Genomic DNA, 16,731 nt, shown 5'->3' with positions numbered 1-16,731 from the left:
CGTCCTGTTTGATGGCACACAAATAATACCCGGATTTTAATAAGGCAATATTTTATCCGGGTATTTATACCGCCGTGGCATTCCAGGTGAACAATCGCGCCGTTGAGGCGTTCTTTCCGGGAATCCACACTCGCCTAAGGAGGTCCCGATGGACTGGAACCGCGTCGAAGGAAACTGGAAGCAGCTCAAGGGCAAGGTGAAGGAGCAGTGGGGACAGCTGACCGATGACGATCTCGACGTCATCGCCGGTAAGCGCGACCAGCTCGAGGGCAAGATCCAGGAGCGCTACGGGATCGCCAAGGACAAGGCCCGCAGCGATGTCGACGCCTGGTACGGCCGCCAGACCTGGCAGTGAGCGACGGCCGTCGGCCGGCCATGAATGAACCGAGGAAGCCCGGCGCATCGCGCCGGGCTTCGACGTTTGGGCGCCTTGATCGCAGCGCGCGGCCGGCCGAGACTGGGCCGGATTCGAGATGGGATGCCGGATGTTCGAGGATCTCTCAGGAAAAAGCGCCCTGGTGACGGGGGCCTCCGGTGGGCTGGGGCTGCATTTCGCCAAGCTGCTCGCGCGCCACGGTGTCGAGGTCACGCTGGCCGCGCGCCGGCAATCGGCGCTGGATCAGGCGAGCGGGGAGATTGCCGAAGCAGGCGGCATCTCGAAAAGCATGGTGCTGGACGTGGCCAGCGCTCCGTCGATCGTGGAAGCTCTCGCCGGTCGGCATTTCGACATCCTGATCAACAATGCCGGCGTGAGCGGGGTGGGCATGGCGGCGGATCTCTCCGAAGGTGATTGGGATGCCGTGCTCGACACCAATCTGAAGGGCGTCTTCTTCGTTGCCCAGGCCGTCGCGCGCGGCATGCGCGAAAGCGGCCGGGGCGGCAGCATCGTCAATATTGCTTCGATCCTCGGTCATCGCGTTGCCGGCAACGTCAGCGCCTATGCCGCCTCGAAGGCGGGCGTGATCCAGTTGACCAAGGCGCTGGCGCTCGAATGGGCGCGTGACGGCATCCGCGTCAACGCGCTCTGCCCCGGCTATGTCGAGACCGACATCAACCGGGATTTCTTCGCGACCGAACCCGGCATGCAACTGATCAAGCGCATCCCGCAGCGAAGGCTCGGCAGGCCGGAAGAGCTCGACGGAGCCTTGCTGCTGCTCGTCTCGGCCGCGGGCAGCTACATCACCGGCGCGACCATCGAGGTCGATGGCGGCCATCTCGTTTCGTCGCTGTGAGAACGACCATGGATTTCGAGATTTCCCCGCGCATCGAAGATTACCGCGTCCGCATCGCCTCCTTCGTCGAGCGTGAGATCATGCCGCTGGAAGCGGACCGGGCCTCCTATGATGCTCATGGCAACATCGCGCTGCCCCTGCTGCAGACGCTCCGGGGGAAGGCACGCGCCGAGGGGCTCTGGTGCCTGCAGCTCAAGCCTGAGACCGGTGGGGCGGGGCTCGGCAAGATGGGCATGGCGGTCGCTTACGAGGAGATGAACCGCTCGATCTTCGGCCCCGTCGTGTTCAATTCGGCCGCCCCTGACGACGGCAACATGATGGTGCTGGAGGCGCTCGGCACGCCCGACCAGAAGGAGCGCTGGCTGAAGCCGATCGTGGAGGGCAGGGTCCGCTCGGCTTTCGCCATGACCGAGCCGCATCCGGGGGGCGGCTCGGACCCCTCGATGATTCTGACCAGGGCCGAGCGCCGCGGCGACAATTACGTCGTCAGCGGCCGCAAATGGTTCATCACCGGCGCGGAGGAGGCGAAGCACTTCATCCTCATCGCCCGCACCTCGGACGATCCGCGCAACGGCCTCACCGCCTTCCTCTTCCATGCCGACCAGCCGGGCTGGCGCATCCTGCGCCGCATCGAGATCATGGGGCCGGAGGAGCATGGCGGCCATTGCGAGATCGAATTCGACGGGCTCGAAATCCCCGTCGAGAACGTGCTCGGCGGCGAGGGCAGGGGCATGAAGGTGACGCAGGTTCGCCTCGGGCCGGCCCGCCTGACCCATTGCATGCGCTGGCTCGGCCTTTCCAAGCGCTGTATCGAGATCGCACAGGCCTATGCTGCCGAGCGCTACGGCTTCGGCCAGCGCCTCGCCGATCGCGAGAGCATCCAGCTCAAGCTCGGCGATCTCGCCATGCGCATCGAGATCGGCCGCATCCTGGTGATGAAGGCCGCCTGGGAGCTCGACCGCGGCGGCTTCGCCCGCAAGGAAGTCTCGATGGCCAAGGTCCAGGTCGCCAATGTCCTGCACGATGCCGCCGATGTCGCCATCCAGATCAATGGCGCGCGCGGCTATTCGAAGGACACCGTCTTGGAGTGGATCTACCGCTATGCCCGTCAGGCGCGGCTGGTCGATGGTGCCGACGAGGTCCACAAGATGGTGCTGAACCGCTTCCTCACCGAGGAAGGCCGGGATTTCTGGCGCTGGCCCGTCGCCGGGCAGGCACGAGGCTAGGGCATCGCCATGACCGGAGGGAGCGGCGAGACTGCAGGCGGCAAAGCGGATTTCGACCCCGCCGCACTGGCGGGTTTCCTCGACGAGCGCTTTGGCCGCGCTCCGCTATCGCTTGAGCGGATTGGCGGAGGCCAGTCGAACCCGACCTATTTCGTCGATCACGGCGGGTGGCGGCTGGTGCTGCGCAAGCAGCCGACAGGGCCGATCCTGCGCGGCGCCCATGCGATTGATCGCGAGTTCCGCGTTCTGGAAGCCCTGGCATCGACCGATGTGCCCCTGCCCCGCGCCGTGCTGTTCCACGCCGAACCTGAACCGCTCGGCACGCCCTTTTACCTGATGGAACGGCTGGACGGCCGCGTCTTCCACGATTGCGCCTTGCCCGGTATCGCGCCGGCAGAACGGCGCGGCCTCTATCTCGGCATGGCCGAGGCCCTGGCGAAGCTCCATGCCGTCAGGCCCGATGATGTCGGTCTCGGCGATTTCGGCAGACCGGGAAACTATTTCGAGCGCCAGATCGCGCGCTGGACCAAGCAGCTGCGGGAGTCACGGGGGGAGGCTATCGCCGAGCTGGAAACGGTGGCCGGCTGGCTGCCCACGCAGCTGCCTGTCGATGACGGGCAGGTCTCGATCGCCCATGGCGATTTCAGGCTCGGCAATCTGCTTTTTCATCCGACGCAGCCCGAAGTGATCGGGATCCTCGACTGGGAGCTCTCGACGCTCGGCCATCCGCTCGCCGATCTCGGCTACTGCGCCATGCCCTGGCATACTGCGCCGGACGAATATGGCGGCATCCTCGGGCTCGACCATGCGGCGCTCGGCATTCCCAGCGAGGCCGAGTTCCTCGCGCATTACTATGCGCTTGCGGTTCCGACCGCTCCGCTCACCCGCTTCCACCTCGTCTTCGCGCTGTTCCGCTTCGCCGTGATCTTCGTCGGCATCGCCGACCGTGTCAGGAGCGGCACGGCGGCGGCTGCCAATGCCGCCGACTTCGCGCCGCTGGCACAGCGCTTCGCGCGGCGGGCGCTCGAAGCCATGGAAGAGGCAGGCGTCATTCTCGGGCGAAGCGAAGCATAGAACCTAGAATCTCTGGACCAGACCGCGCTGGTCACGAGATGGCCGGTTCCAGCCCGGCCACGACGGCAGGGTTCAGGGCGCGTCGGCGGCGAGGCGCGGGCTCGCACCGGCCGTGCTCTCGTCCTTGAGCGCGACGCCCGAGAGACCCCGCGACAGCGAAGCCTCGATCAACCAGGCGGCCCGGCCGGCGGCTTCGATCGGCGATAGGCCGGCGCCGTGGATGTTCGAGACACAGTTGCGTTCGCCGTCGTTGCGGCCAGGATGGGGGGCGTAGGTGACGTAGAGCCCCAGGCTGTCGGGGCAGGAGAGGCCCGGTCGCTCCCCGATCAGCAGCAGCGTCAGCCTGGCGCCAAGGAGCTCGCCGATCTCGTCGCCAACGGCCACCCGGCCCTGCGAGACCATGATGGCCGGCGACAGCGACCAGCTGCTGCGTTCCGCCAGCGGGAGGAAAGCCGCGATGAAGGGCGCAGCATGAGCCTGCACAGCCCGCGCCGAAAGGCCGTCGGCGATGACGAGCGCGATATCGCAGCCGGCAAGGCCGCTGGCCGCGACCGCCGCGCGGCTTTCCGGGGCGAGACTGCGGCCAAGATCGGGCCGCAGCAGATAGGAGGCGCGCCCGGCCGCCCGGCTGGCGACCTGCAGGGAGGCAAGCCCCAGAGATGCCAGCTCGGCGGCGACCACGGCCGCATCGAGCTCGGCATGGACGGCGTCGCGAGCCCGCGCATGGGCGAGGGCGAAGCGCAGGGTTTCGTGCGTGCCGAGGCCCGAACCAGCGCGGCCGATGCCGATGCGCGCCGGCGTCAGCGCGGAAAGCCGCCGCCAGGGATCGGGCGCGCTCACGCCACCATCTCCGCCAAAGACGTGACCAGGCGCGGTGCGCCAGCCTGGGCCAGCAGCCGGCCATCCGTCCCCGTAAGGCCCTGCTCCCGGAGCCAGCGCTCGAATTCGGGTGCGCGCTTCAATCCGAGGACGTCGCGGATGTAGAGCTGGTCGTGGAAGGAGGTCGACTGATAGTTCAGCATCACGTCGTCGGCGCCGGGCACGCCCATGACATAGGTGACGCCGGCCGCACCGAGCAGCGTCAGCAGGGCGTCCATATCGTCCTGATCGGCCTCCGCATGGTTGGTGTAGCAGACGTCGCAACCCAGCGGCAGGCCGAGCAGCTTGCCGCAGAAATGGTCCTCCAGTCCGGCGCGGGTAATCTGCTTGCCGTCATAGAGATATTCCGGGCCGATGAAGCCGACGACGGTGTTGACCAACAGGGGATCGAAGGCGCGGCAGACCGCATAGGCGCGCGCCTCCAGCGTCTGCTGATCGACGCCGTGATGAGCCTCCGCCGAAAGCGCCGAGCCCTGGCCGGTCTCGAAATACATGAGGTTCTGCCCGAGCGTGCCGCGCTTCAGCGAAAGCCCGGCCTCGTAGCCCTCGCGCAGCACGGAAAGGTCGATGCCGAAGGTATGATTGGCCGCTTGCGTGCCGGCGACGGACTGGAAGACGAGGTCAACCGGCGCGCCGCGCCCGATCAGTTCGATCGAGGATGTCACATGGGTCAGCACGCAGCCCTGCGTCGGGATGGCGTAGCGCTGGATGACCTCGTCGAGCAGCTTGAGCAGGTCCGAGAGCACGCCGAGATTGTCGGAAACCGGGTTGATGCCGATCACGGCATCCCCGCAGCCATAGGAGAGCCCGTCGATGATCGAGGCGGCGATGCCGCGCGGATCGTCGGCGGGGTGGTTCGGTTGCAGCCGCACGGCCATGGTCCCGGCAAGGCCGATCGTGTTGCGGAAGCGGGTCACCACCCGGCATTTGCGCGCGACTGCGATCAGGTCCTGCAGCCGCATGATCTTCGAGGCTGCCGCTGCCATTTCAGGCGTGATGCCCCGGGCGAGCCGGGCCAATGCTTCGCTTGACGCCTCGTCCGAAAGCAGCCAGTCGCGGAAGTCGCCGACCGTCAGGCTTGCAACGGGCGCGAAGGCCGCCGCGTCATGCGTGTCGAGGATCAGGCGGGTGACCTCGTCGGTCTCGTAGGGGACCAGCACTTCACTGAGGAAGGTCTTGAGCGGCAACTCGGCCAGCGCTATGCGGGCAGCGACGGCCTCTTCTGCGGAGGCAGCTGCGAGGCCGGCGAGCTGATCGCCCGAACGCAGCGGCGTGGCCTTGGCCATGAGGTCGCGCAAATCCTCGAAGACATAGCTCTGCGAGCCGATGACATGGCGATAGGGCACGGATCCTATCCTTTCCGCTGCCGCCGGCCTGGGCGGGCCGATCATGAGCGATGCAATTTCCAGCACAAATCGTGCCGTCCGGCAAAAGCCTCGTCGGCCCCCTGCGCCTGGGTGGAAATCCGGGTCTCAGCGAGCGCGCGATGCTCTTGGGGGGGCAATGTTCCGTGATCGAATGCTGTGCGTTCCCAAAGAAAATCACAGTATTCATTTCTTTAGAATAATTAAAATCTGAAGATTTGCTTTGTCTCCCGGCGAATGATTGTGTTAGCGCGGGGCGATCTTCTCGATATGGACGGCTATCATGTTCGCTCTGTCCCGCCTGACGCGCCTCCTGCCTGCGGCCGCATTGGCTCTGGCGGTCTTCTCCGCTCCCTCCGCCAGCGCCGAAACGATCGAGGTCACCGATCTCGCCGGCCGCGTCGTCAGCGTCACGCGCGATCCGTCGAAGATCGTGCTGAGCGAAGGCCGCCAGCTCTATACGCTGGCGATGCTCGATCGCGAGGACCCGTTCAAGCGCGTCGTCGGCTGGGGCAACGATCTGATCGAGAATGATCCCGGCGCCTGGGCGAAATATCTCGCCAAGTTCCCGAAGGCCAAGGATGTCGCGAACATGGGCAACCCCTATGCCGCCGATGTCAGCATGGAGAAGATCGCCGCGCTCGGCACCGAGGTTTACGTCCTCGATCTCTCCAATTACTTCAAGGCGCAGGAGACCGGCCTGCTCGGGAAGCTGGAGAAGGCCGGCATCGCTACGATCTTCGTCGATTTCCGCCAGGATCCGACCCAGAACGCACTGCCGAGCGTACAGCTCCTCGGCCGCGTCCTGGGCCGCGAGAAGGAGGCGAACGCCTTCGCCGATTACTATCTGCGCCAGACCCGGAGCATCTACGCCCGAATCGGCGCGATCCCCGACAAGCAGAAGCCCATGGTCTTCGTCGAGCGGGCTGCCGGCCTCCTGCCCTGCTGCGCCACTTTCGGCCCCTTCAATTTCGGCCGCTATATTGAGGAGGCCGGCGGCCGCAACTGGGGCAGCCAGTTCTTCTCCGCCTTCCAGGCGCAGGCCGCGCAGGAAAAGGTGCTCTCGGACAACCCCGACATCTACTTCCTGACCGGCGCCAACTGGTATGGCAGCAATCCCGGCAGCAATGCCGTCAGCCTCGGTTATGACGCGACGCCCGAGAAGGTTCAGAAGGAGATGGCGGCGCTGATGAACCGGCCCGGCTTCCAGCAGCTCAAGGCCGTGCAAGGCAAGAAAGTAATGGCCTTCTACCATCAGTTCTACGACATGCCCTATTATTTCATCGCCGAACTCGCCATGGCGAAGGAGTTCTATCCGGATCGCTTCAAGGACGTCGATCCGGAGGCCGTGTTCAAGGAATTCCACGAGAAGTTCCTGCCGATCTCCTATTCCGGCGTGTTCTGGGCCAAACTCCAGTGAGCGCGGCCAAGCGATGACGGCAGTCCTGCCCGTGACGCCGGCTGCGACCGCAGATTACCGCAAGCGCAGCACGAAGCGCCTGAAGCTCGTTCTGCTCGGTGTGCTGGCCTTGCTGCTTGCGGTAGCGCTCGATGTCTCGATCGGGCCCGGCAATCTGCCGCTTGGCGACGTCCTGCGCACGCTCGCCGACCCGCAATCGGCCTCGCCGCGATTGTCCGTCATCGTCTGGGACCTGCGCCTGCCGATCGCGCTGATGGCGCTCACCGTCGGCGCCATGCTGGGCCTGAGCGGGGCCGGCATGCAGACCATCCTCGCCAATCCGCTGGCCGATCCCTTCACGCTCGGGGTCTCCGCCGCAGCGACGGTCGGCGCCTCCGTGGCCATCGTCTTCGGCTGGAGCGTCCTGCCCGGCGCCGGCCCCTTCATCGTCACGGCCAACGCCTTTGTCTTCGCTCTCTCCGCCTCGCTCGTGCTGTTCTTCATGACGAAGCTGCGCGGCGTCAGCGCCGAGACGATGATCCTGGTCGGCATCGCCCTCCTCTTCACCTGCAACGCCATCACCGCGCTGCTGCAGTATCGTTCCAACGAAGTTCAACTCACCCAGATCGTGTTCTGGACCCTGGGCAGCCTCGCCCGCGCGAGCTGGGGCAAGGTCGGCGTGGCCGCAGTGCTGATTGCGCTGGCCCTGCCCTTCTTCCTGATGCGCGGCTGGGCACTGACTGCGCTCCGGCTCGGCGACGAGCGGGCGGAAAGCCTCGGCGTCCGCGTCGACCGGCTGCGGCTGGAGATCCTGATCGCGACCTCGCTGCTGGCGGCGGTCTCGGTGTCCTTCGTCGGTGGCATCGGCTTCATCGGCCTCGTCGGCCCGCATATCGCGCGGCTTCTGGTTGGCGAGGACCAGCGCTTCTTCCTGCCGGTCGCGACGATCGCGAGCGCGGTGCTGCTCTCGCTCGCCTCCACCGTCTCGAAGGTGATCACGCCGGGCGTGATCTATCCGATCGGCATCATCACCGCGCTGATCGGCGTGCCCTTCTTCGTCAGCCTGGTCATGTCGATCCGCAACAGGGGGGCCTGAGCCGTGGCGCTGCTAATCCGCGATCTCGATTTCCGCTATGGCGCCACGCCTGTCCTGCAAGGGCTGGGCACCGGCGAGTTGCCGCGCGGCGAACTGACCGCCTTGGTCGGTCCGAACGGCTCGGGCAAGTCTACCCTGTTCCGCTGCGCGGCTGGCCTGCTTGCCCCGCAGGCAGGCATGGTGAAGCTCGACGATCGCGACCTTGCGATGCTTCCGGCGCGGGAACGCGCGCGCAAGGTCTTCTATCTCGCCCAGGACACCGACGCGCGCGTGGCGCTCTCGGTCTTCGACATCATCCTGCTCGCCCGCAAGAGCCTGCATCGCGGTTTCGCGCTCGCGGCCTCTTCCGAGGATATACGCGCCGTCGAGGCGGTGATCGCGGAGCTAGGCCTCGCTCCCTTCGCCTCGCGTGACATCGCCACGCTCTCGGGCGGCCAGCGCCAGCTCGCCGCCATCGGCCAGGCGCTGGTGCGCGAGCCCGACGTGCTCCTGCTCGACGAGCCGACGAGCGCGCTCGACGTGCGCCGCCAGCTCGACGTAATGGCGACGATCCGCGAGGCCACGCGCCGGCGCGGCATCGTTACCGTCGTGGCGATCCACGATCTTTCGCTCGCGGCGCGCTTCGCCGATCGTGTCCTCGTGATGAACGGCGGACGCATCGCCCAGGCGGGCGCACCGGCCGAAGTGCTTGCGCATCCGGCCGTCTCCGAGACATATGCGGTCGGCGTGCATCTGGAGCATTCCAGCCGAGGCACGCTTCTGGTCGAGCCCTATATCCAGGTTCATTGAGCCATGTCCGCTTCCGCTCCGCACGACAATTTCACACTGAAGGAAGAGATCCGGGCCTATTGGTCGGCGCGGGCCGAGAGCTTCGATCTTTCCTTCGGCCATGCGATCAAATCCGACCGGGAGTTGCAGGCCTTCCAGCGCCTGATCCGCGATTCCTTCGGCCCCGCACCGCTCGACGTGCTGGATCTCGCCTGCGGCACCGGCGAGATCACCCGTGCGCTGCTTTCGCTGAACCACCGTGTCACCGCGCTCGACTTCTCCGAGGCCATGCTGGAGCGCGCCCGCGCCAAGCATGGCAAGGCGGCGCGTTTCCGGCTCGGCGATGCCGAGCACTTGCTCGACGACGACGCCAGCTATGATGCGGCGATCACCCGCCATCTCGTCTGGACGCTGACCGATCCGGAGGCGGCTCTTGGAGAATGGTTCCGGGTTTTGCGGCCCGGCGGGCGGCTGCTCGTCATCGACGGCGACTGGGTCAATCGCACGCGCTGGCAGGCCCTGGTCAACCGTTTCGGCAATTGGTTGCGCGACAGGCGCGGAGCGCCCGTCCACCAGATCGACGCGGACACCCATGCCTCGATCACCAAGCGCTTCTATTTCAAGGACGGCCTCAGCCGGCAGCGTCTCGAGGAGATGCTGAAGGCCGCGGGCTTCGTCGATATCGTCCCGGCCGACTATATCCAGGTCGTTCGCGAGCAGCAGCGAGCTGCTCCGCTGCACGACGCGATCCGGCTGGCATCCTCGACCCGCTTCGCCCTGCTCGCACGGAAGCCTTCGGCATGACCGCAAAGCCCGACTGGGACGCCGCACAATATCTGCGCTTCGAGGATGAGCGTACGCGCCCGTCGATCGATCTTCTCGCCCGGGTCCCGCTCGGCGATCCCAAGCGCTGCATCGATCTCGGCTGCGGCCCCGGCAACAGCACCGAACTGGTCGCGCAGCGGTTTGCGGGTGCCGCGACCGAGGGGCTCGATTCCTCGCCGGACATGCTGGAGAAGGCACGCAAACGCCTGCCGAACCTGTCCTTCGTGCTGGGCGACGTGAACTCATGGTCGGATGCGGCGGGCTACGACCTGATCTTCGCCAATGCCGTGCTGCAATGGCTGCCCGACCATGAAGGCCTGTTTCCGCGGCTGGCAGGTTCGCTCAAGCCGGGCGGCTGCCTCGCCGTGCAGATGCCGAACAATCTCGCTGAGCCCTCGCATGTCGCGATGCGCGAGGTCGCGGCGCAAGGGCCTTGGGCAGTGCGGCTGGCCACCGCCAAGGCGGAGCGCTCGGCAATCGGTTCCTTCGGCGATTACCGCCGCTGGCTGATGGCCGCAGGCTGCCGGGTCGACATCTGGCAGACGACCTATGTGCATGCGCTCGCCGGCGTCGAAGCCATCGCCGAATGGTTCAAGAGCACGGGGCTCAAGCCCTATCTCGACCGTTTGACGGCTGAGGAGCGGGAGGTCTTCCTCACGCGCTATCTCGCGCGCATTGCGCCGGCCTATCCGCCCGAACAGGACGGCAAGGTGCTGCTGCGCTTCCCGCGCCTGTTCATCGTCGCGGTTCGCGAGGGCTGACGCTGCCGGCGCCGGGCACGCGGCCTAGAGATAGGGCGGCGTGCAGGCGCTGACGACGATGCAGCGCTCCGTGCCGATATTGCGGTAGCGATGCGGGATGCGGCTGTCGAAGAGATAGGCGTCTCCCGGCTTGAGCACCTTGACCTGGTCGCCGACGGTGATCTCGAGCTCTCCGGCGAGCACGACGCCGCCTTCATGCGAATCGTGCTTGAGCATCGCGATGCCGGTATCGGCGCCGGGCTCGTAGGATTCGTGCAGGATCTGCAGGTTGTGCGCCTGCGCATCGCCGACCTGGCGGAAGGACATCTGCCCCCGGCTTTCGCCGCCATTGACCTGATGCAGCCGCGAGGTGAGGTCGAGCAGGTCCGGCGCCTCGAAGAAGACCTTGTCCTTCGGCGCCCGGGCTTCGTCAAAAAAATTCACCATGCTCATCGGGATGCCGTCGAGAATCTTGCGCAGCGACGCCACCGACGGGCTGTTCCGATTCTGCTCGATCAGCGAGATCAGGCTGTGTGTCACGCCCGAGCGCGCCGCAAGTTCGCGCTGGGAAAGCCCGGCTGCGAGCCTTATTTCCTTCAGCCTTCCGCCGACATCAAAGCTCATCGCTGTTCAGCCTCCCCGTTTTGCGCGCCTTGTCGTTTCTGCGCGTCATGCAGGGCGCGCCCGCTCGACGGCCCTTGCCATGCTCAATATTCTGAGCAATGCTGACGGAAAGCCAATAAGAAAATAGTGTCATGGGGAACCGGCGGAGTGGAATAGTTTTCGCGTTTAGAGCAGGCCGTCCAGACTAAATTCTTGATCCTGTCCGGTAGGACCGCGTGGAAGCGATGTTTCGTTCCCATGTGACGGTAGCTGCTTGCCGAATACTAGTCGCGTGCCAAGACCCCTGGCGAGAATTCAACAGGGAAAACAGGGTAAACAGGGTCGATGACGCAGGCCGAGACCGTTTTGTTGAATGGCCGCATCTTCTGCGGCTTGGCGGAAGGCTTCGTGGAAGCGCTGGCCATCGCGGGCGACAAGGTGCTCGCAGCCGGATCGGCTGCTGAGATTGCCGCTCTGCAGGGCGCGGGAACGAAGGTCGTCGATCTCGCCGGTCGCGTCGCCATTCCCGGCCTCAACGACGCGCATATGCATCTGCTGCCGCTTGGCCTCGCCATGGGCGAGGTCAATCTGCGCCCTGAGGAAGGCGTCAACAGCATCGACGAAATCCTGCGTCGCATCGCTGCCGCGGTGAAAGGCAAGAAGCCCGGCGAATGGGTCACCGGCCGCGGCTACGACCATAACGAACTCGCCGAGGGGCGCCATCCCACGGCCGAGGAGCTGGATCGCATAGCGCCGGACAATCCCGTCTACATCAAGCGCACCTGCGGCCATGTCGGCGTCGTCAACGGCCGGGCCATGGCGGCCGCGGGCATCGGCCACAATACTCCCAGCCCGGCTGGCGGCCTGATCGAGCGGCGCGACAACAAGCTGACCGGCCTGCTGGCCGAGAGCGCCATGCGGCTGATCGTCGAGGCCATGCCGCAGCCGAGCATTGCCGAGCTGAAGGCAGCGATCGAGAAGGCCGGCCACTACATGCTCGCGCAGGGCTTCACCAGCGTGATGGATGCCGGTGTCGGCATGGGCGCGGGCATGGCCGAGATCGAGGCCTATGAGGAGGTCGCGCGCGCCGGCACGTTGCCGGTCCGCACCTGGGTCTGCATCTACGGCAATGCCGATGGCATCGGCGACGAGGCGCATGCGGCCGGCTATCGCTTCGGCCGCGAGACGGGCCTGCTGCGCTACGGCGCGATGAAGGTCTTCGGCGACGGTAGTGCCGGCGGTCTGACCGCCGCGATGAGCGAGCCCTACTTGGTCGGCGACCCCGACAATCGCGGCATCTTCATCTATTCCGACGCCGATATGCACGGCTATCTCGCGCATTATCACAAGCTCGGCTACCAGCTCGCTATCCACGCCATCGGCGACGCCGCGATCGAGCAGGTGCTCTCCGGTATCGAGAAGGCGGACAGCCCCGAGTACCCGATCCGCGGGCGCCGCCACCGCATCGAGCATTGCGGCTTCCTGACCGACGGCCAGCTCGCGCGCATGGCGGCGGCCGGCATTGACCCCGTGCCGCAGCCGGCCTTCATCTACGAGTTCGGCGATCTCTACGTGATCAATCTCGGCGAGCAGCGCGCCGGTGCCTCCTATCCGATGCGCAAATGGCTTGATGCCGGGCTTCACGCCGCGGCGAGCTCGGATGCGCCGGTCTGCGCCACCGATCCGTTCAAGAACCTCTTCACCATGGTCACCCGCCAGACCAAGCGCCACACGGTGATAGGCGGCGCCGAGCGATTGAGCATGGAGGAGGCGGTCCACGCCTATACGCTTCTCGGCGCGTACACCCAGTTCGCCGAGGACAAGCTCGGCCGGCTCGTTCCCGGCCAGCTCGCTGACGTCGCCGTGCTCTCGCACGACATCTTCTCGGTTCCGGTCGAAGCGGTCGAGAACGAGGTGCGTTGCGACCTGACGCTGCTCGGCGGCGAGGTCGTTTTCGACCGTCACGGTCAGCTTGCCGCTGCCGCGCAATAGGCCGGGGACCACTTCATGCTCCGACATACGCTGCAAAGGCTGCTGCTGGTCCTCCCGGTCCTGCTCGGCGTGCTGCTGATCGGCTTCCTGCTGATGCAGGTGGTGCCGACCGACCCGGCGCAGGTCCGCGCCGGCCCGACCGCGACGCAGGACGTCGTCGAGGCCATCCGTCAGGAGCTGGGGCTCAATCAGCCCCTCTGGAAGCAGTTCCTGATCTATATCGGGCGCCTTGCGCAGGGCGATCTCGGCGTCTCCATCATCAACAACGTCCCGGTCGTGCAGGAGCTTGGCAATACCATCGGCCCGACGCTCGAGCTGATGTTCGCATCGCTGGTCTGGGCGATCCCGCTCGGCATGCTGCTGGGCACGCTCGGCGCCTATTTCCGCGGCTCGCTGCTCGATCGCGCGATCATGGCGGTTTCGGTCGCGGGCGTCTCGCTGCCGGTCTTCTTTCTGGGGCTCGGCCTGATCTGGCTCTTCGGCTTCAAATACCCGATCCTGCCCTTCACCGGCCGCGTCGGCCCGCTCTGGACCTGGGAAGGGTTGCAGGGCGTCATCCTGCCGGCGCTCACACTGGGCGGCGTCTTCGTCGGCCCGGTCGCACGTATGACCCGTACCTCGGTTCTCGACGAACTCGGCGCCGACCATGTTCGCACCGCCCGCGCCAAGGGGCTGGCTGAGTGGGTTGTGCTGATCAGGCACACGCTGCGCAATGCGCTGGTGCCGGTCGTCACGCTGATCGGCCTGCAGATTGGCTTCCTGCTCGGCGGCGCAGTGGTGACCGAGACCGTGTTCAGCTGGCCGGGCATCGGCCGGCTCGCGGTCGGTGCCATCCTGTCGAGCGACCTGCCGATGGCGCAGGGCACGATCATCGTGTTGTCGCTGGGCTTCATCCTGGTCAATCTCGCGGTGGACGTCCTCTATGCCGTGCTCGACCCACGTGTGAGGGGCGCCTGATGAGTTCCGTCACCAGCCCGCTCCAGCCCGGCACCAGCGCGGTGGAAGCCGCCGTGAGTGTGGCCGCCGCCACGCCTGTCCGCCGGAAGACGGTGCTCAGGATGCTGCTCTCCGATGTCGGCGCCTGCATCGCGCTCGCCCTAGTCGTGCTCGCGATCCTCGGCGCGGTGTTCGCGCCCTGGCTCGCCCCGACCGATCCCTACGGCAACGACCTCGCCAACACGCTGAAGCCGCCGGGCGAGATGGGCCTGCTCGGCACGGACGGGCAGGGCCGCGACATGATCACCCGCCTGCTCTTCGGCCTCAGGACGACGCTGCTCATGGGTAGCGCCTCGGTGATCTTCGGCTGCCTGATCGGTGGCGTCATCGGCTTCGCCGCGGCCTATTATCCCAAGCTCTCGGGCGTCCTGATGCGCCTGATGGATGTGCTGCTCTCCTTCCCGGCCATCCTTTTCGGCCTCGCCATCGCCGCTATCTTCGGGCCCGGGCTGACGGCGGTCATCATCGCGCTCTCGATCGCGACCGTGCCGCTGATGGCGCGCGTCGTGCGCGGCTCGGCGCTGGTGGTGCTGCAGCAGGGCTATATCGAGGCGGCCCGCTCGCTCGGCCTCAGCGATCTCCGCATCATCCTGCGCTATGTCCTGCCGAACTGCCTCTCGGCGATGTTCGTCTTCGTCACCTTGCGCTTCGGCCAGGTCATTCTGCTCGGCGCGGCGCTCTCCTTCCTTGGACTGGGCGCCCAGCCTCCGACAGCCGAGCTTGGCGCGATGGCCGCCGACGGCCGCAACTTTCTGTTCTTCGCGCCGCATGTCTCGGTGCTGCCGAGTCTCGCGATCTTCGCGGTCGTCCTCGCCTTCAACGTGCTCGGCGATGCGCTGAGGGACGCTCTCGATCCGAAGCTGCGCAAGTAAGCCGCTCATTCCAGTCAAGAAACGTCAAAAGGGGACCAGACCGATGATGAAACGATCCACCTTGCTTCTGGCCGGTGCTGCTGCCGCGACCTTGGCCGCCATGCCGGCCCTGGCGCAGCAGAAGGCGCCGCTCTCGATCCTGCGCGTGATCGACGCCGACAACTACGATCCGATCCGCACCACCGCCACGGCCGCCGCCGAGGTGCTCTACATGATGGCGGATACGCTCGTGACGGTCGACTTCGACATGAAGACGATCAAGCCCGGCCTCGCCAACAGCTGGACGGTTTCGCCGGACGGCATGACCTACACCTTCAAGCTGCGCAACGACGTCAAGTTCTGCGACGGCCGGCCGATGACGATCGACGATGTCGTCTATTCGCTGAAGCGCTGGACCGACCCGGCCAACAAGTCGCCCGTCTCCTTCCGTGGCGGACCGGTCAAGGATATCCGCGCCGAGGGCGATTCCACGCTGATCTACGAGCTGAAGGAGCCCTATAGCGACCTGCTGTTCCAGATGGCGCTGTCCTTCGCCTCGGTCGTCGACAAGAACACGGTCGAGAAGCTCGGCCCGAACTTCGGCGTGCAGGGCTTCAACGGAACCGGCCCCTATTGCTGGTCGAAATGGACCCCGCGCCAGGAGCTGGTGCTCAAGAAAAACCCGCACTACAGCTGGGGCCCGCCGATCTACAAGGACCCGAAGCCGCAGATCGACGAAATCGTCTGGAAGGTCATTCCCGAGTCGAACACGCTGATGGCCGCGATCCAGGCCAAGCAGGCCGACGTGACCTATTACATGCCCTATATCGCGCTCGACACGATGCAGCGCATCCCGGGCATGACGGTGCAGCGGCAGGAAAACTACATCTACGACATCTTCATGGGCTTCAAGGTCGACAAGCCCGTTTCGAAGGACGCGGCGATCCGCGAAGCGGTCAACATGGCCGTCGACAAGCAGGCCATCGCCAAGGCGATCTTCTTCGGCAAGGGCACCGCGCTGCCTTCGCTGCTCAACCCGGCCGTGCTCGACTACGACAAGGATTCGGCCGGCAAGATGCCCAAGCATGACGCCGCCCGCGCCATCAAGGTGCTGGAAGCGGCTGGCTGGAAGCCGGGCGCCGACGGCATCCGCGAGAAGGACGGCCAGAAGGCAACCTTCATCGTCTACGGCATCCGCAACGACGTGAATCCGCGCATCTCCGAGGCGATGCAGGCCGATCTGCGCAAGGTCGGCATCGACCTGAAGATCCAGCTTTGGGACGCCACCGTCGCCTGGGGCAAGCTCGCGACGCAGGAGTTCGATGCCTTCTACATGTCCTACCCCTATGTGACGGCCACCGAGGCGCTGAACCTCTACTTCGCCAGCCGGCAGGCACCGACGCCGAACCGGATGAACTGGAAGGACGCGAAGACCGACGAGCTGCTCAAGGCGGCGGCGACCGCCGTCGATGCGGACAAGCGCAAGCAGGCGATCGGCGCCGTGCAGAACCAGCTCACCGAGGCGAATGTCTGGGTGCCGCTGGCGTCGCAGCCGCTCTGGGTGGTCGCGGGTGACCGGGTCGAGGGCGTGCGCGCCCACGGCATCTACGGCGCCGGCCTCTACAAGGGGCTGGATATCAAGCTGAAGCGCTAGCTTCCTCAGCGCCGCGTGGCCCCGGTCGCGCG

General features: G+C 66.0%; 16 protein-coding genes. 13 read left to right on the top strand and 3 right to left on the bottom strand.

Annotated features, from left to right (window positions below; translation table 11 throughout):
* Positions 1-148: 148 nt before the first annotated feature.
* The 4 genes from AC1DEZ_RS17050 (at position 149) to AC1DEZ_RS17035 (ending at position 3,532) form a co-directional block, all read left to right on the top strand.
* A complete protein-coding gene (locus tag AC1DEZ_RS17050; RefSeq protein WP_441509961.1) occupies positions 149-355 on the top strand; it encodes a CsbD family protein in 207 nt (68 codons plus the stop codon).
* 130 nt (positions 356-485) lie between these two features.
* Positions 486-1,232: an SDR family NAD(P)-dependent oxidoreductase gene (locus AC1DEZ_RS17045; protein WP_476780111.1), complete on the top strand. Its 747-nt coding sequence runs from the start codon at positions 486-488 to the stop codon at positions 1,230-1,232.
* An 8-nt stretch (positions 1,233-1,240) separates the two neighbouring features.
* Positions 1,241-2,458: an acyl-CoA dehydrogenase family protein gene (locus AC1DEZ_RS17040; RefSeq protein ID WP_476780110.1), complete on the top strand. Its 1,218-nt coding sequence runs from the start codon at positions 1,241-1,243 to the stop codon at positions 2,456-2,458.
* A gap of 9 nt (positions 2,459-2,467) precedes the next feature.
* Positions 2,468-3,532: a phosphotransferase family protein gene (locus tag AC1DEZ_RS17035; RefSeq protein ID WP_476780109.1), complete on the top strand. Its 1,065-nt coding sequence runs from the start codon at positions 2,468-2,470 to the stop codon at positions 3,530-3,532.
* A gap of 72 nt (positions 3,533-3,604) precedes the next feature.
* Here AC1DEZ_RS17035 and eutC read toward each other — a convergent pair whose 3' ends face one another.
* Positions 3,605-4,372, bottom strand: a complete 768-nt coding sequence (gene eutC, locus AC1DEZ_RS17030; RefSeq protein WP_476780108.1) for an ethanolamine ammonia-lyase subunit EutC — start codon at positions 4,370-4,372, stop codon at positions 3,605-3,607.
* Positions 4,369-5,757, bottom strand: a complete 1,389-nt coding sequence (locus AC1DEZ_RS17025; RefSeq protein WP_476780107.1) for an ethanolamine ammonia-lyase subunit EutB — start codon at positions 5,755-5,757, stop codon at positions 4,369-4,371. The genes eutC and AC1DEZ_RS17025 overlap by 4 nt, the downstream gene beginning before the upstream one ends.
* Positions 5,758-6,058: 301 nt before the next feature.
* Here AC1DEZ_RS17025 and AC1DEZ_RS17020 point away from each other — a divergent pair, with 301 nt between their 5' ends.
* Genes AC1DEZ_RS17020 through tam form a run of 5 tightly spaced genes read left to right on the top strand, consistent with a single transcriptional unit; the run spans position 6,059 to position 10,624 of the window.
* A complete protein-coding gene (locus tag AC1DEZ_RS17020) occupies positions 6,059-7,195 on the top strand; it encodes an ABC transporter substrate-binding protein (RefSeq protein ID WP_476780106.1) in 1,137 nt (378 codons plus the stop codon).
* Positions 7,196-7,208: 13 nt separating this feature from the next.
* On the top strand, positions 7,209-8,270 hold the full coding sequence (locus AC1DEZ_RS17015; RefSeq protein WP_476780105.1) for a FecCD family ABC transporter permease: 1,062 nt from the start codon (positions 7,209-7,211) through the stop codon (positions 8,268-8,270).
* Positions 8,271-8,273: 3 nt separating this feature from the next.
* Entirely contained in the window at positions 8,274-9,059 is a 786-nt protein-coding gene (locus AC1DEZ_RS17010; RefSeq protein WP_476780104.1) for an ABC transporter ATP-binding protein, read from the top strand.
* Between the two features lie 3 nt (positions 9,060-9,062).
* The gene (locus AC1DEZ_RS17005) at positions 9,063-9,842 is read left to right on the top strand and encodes a class I SAM-dependent methyltransferase (RefSeq protein WP_476780103.1); all 780 of its coding nucleotides are present in this window, start codon (positions 9,063-9,065) and stop codon (positions 9,840-9,842) included.
* On the top strand, positions 9,839-10,624 hold the full coding sequence (gene tam / locus AC1DEZ_RS17000) for a trans-aconitate 2-methyltransferase (RefSeq protein WP_441509951.1): 786 nt from the start codon (positions 9,839-9,841) through the stop codon (positions 10,622-10,624). Before AC1DEZ_RS17005 ends, tam begins: the two co-directional genes overlap by 4 nt.
* A 24-nt stretch (positions 10,625-10,648) precedes the next feature.
* Here tam and AC1DEZ_RS16995 read toward each other — a convergent pair whose 3' ends face one another.
* On the bottom strand, positions 10,649-11,227 hold the full coding sequence (locus AC1DEZ_RS16995; RefSeq protein WP_441509950.1) for a cupin domain-containing protein: 579 nt from the start codon (positions 11,225-11,227) through the stop codon (positions 10,649-10,651).
* A gap of 324 nt (positions 11,228-11,551) precedes the next feature.
* On the opposite strand from AC1DEZ_RS16995, the gene AC1DEZ_RS16990 reads away from it, so the two are divergent.
* The 4 genes from AC1DEZ_RS16990 to AC1DEZ_RS16975 are packed head-to-tail and all read left to right on the top strand — an operon-like array spanning position 11,552 to position 16,699.
* The gene (locus AC1DEZ_RS16990; protein ID WP_476780102.1) at positions 11,552-13,198 is read left to right on the top strand and encodes an amidohydrolase; all 1,647 of its coding nucleotides are present in this window, start codon (positions 11,552-11,554) and stop codon (positions 13,196-13,198) included.
* A gap of 15 nt (positions 13,199-13,213) precedes the next feature.
* Entirely contained in the window at positions 13,214-14,155 is a 942-nt protein-coding gene (locus AC1DEZ_RS16985) for an ABC transporter permease (RefSeq protein WP_441509948.1), read from the top strand.
* Positions 14,155-15,066, top strand: coding sequence for an ABC transporter permease (locus AC1DEZ_RS16980; protein WP_476780101.1), 912 nt, complete (start codon positions 14,155-14,157; stop codon positions 15,064-15,066). The genes AC1DEZ_RS16985 and AC1DEZ_RS16980 overlap by 1 nt, the downstream gene beginning before the upstream one ends.
* Positions 15,067-15,109: 43 nt before the next feature.
* Positions 15,110-16,699, top strand: coding sequence for an ABC transporter substrate-binding protein (locus AC1DEZ_RS16975; RefSeq protein WP_476780100.1), 1,590 nt, complete (start codon positions 15,110-15,112; stop codon positions 16,697-16,699).
* The last annotated feature ends 32 nt before the right edge of the window (positions 16,700-16,731 follow it).

It is taken from the genome of Allobosea sp. 10L422, from assembly GCF_056395345.1.
This window is presented reverse-complemented; position numbering and strand designations above follow the sequence as displayed.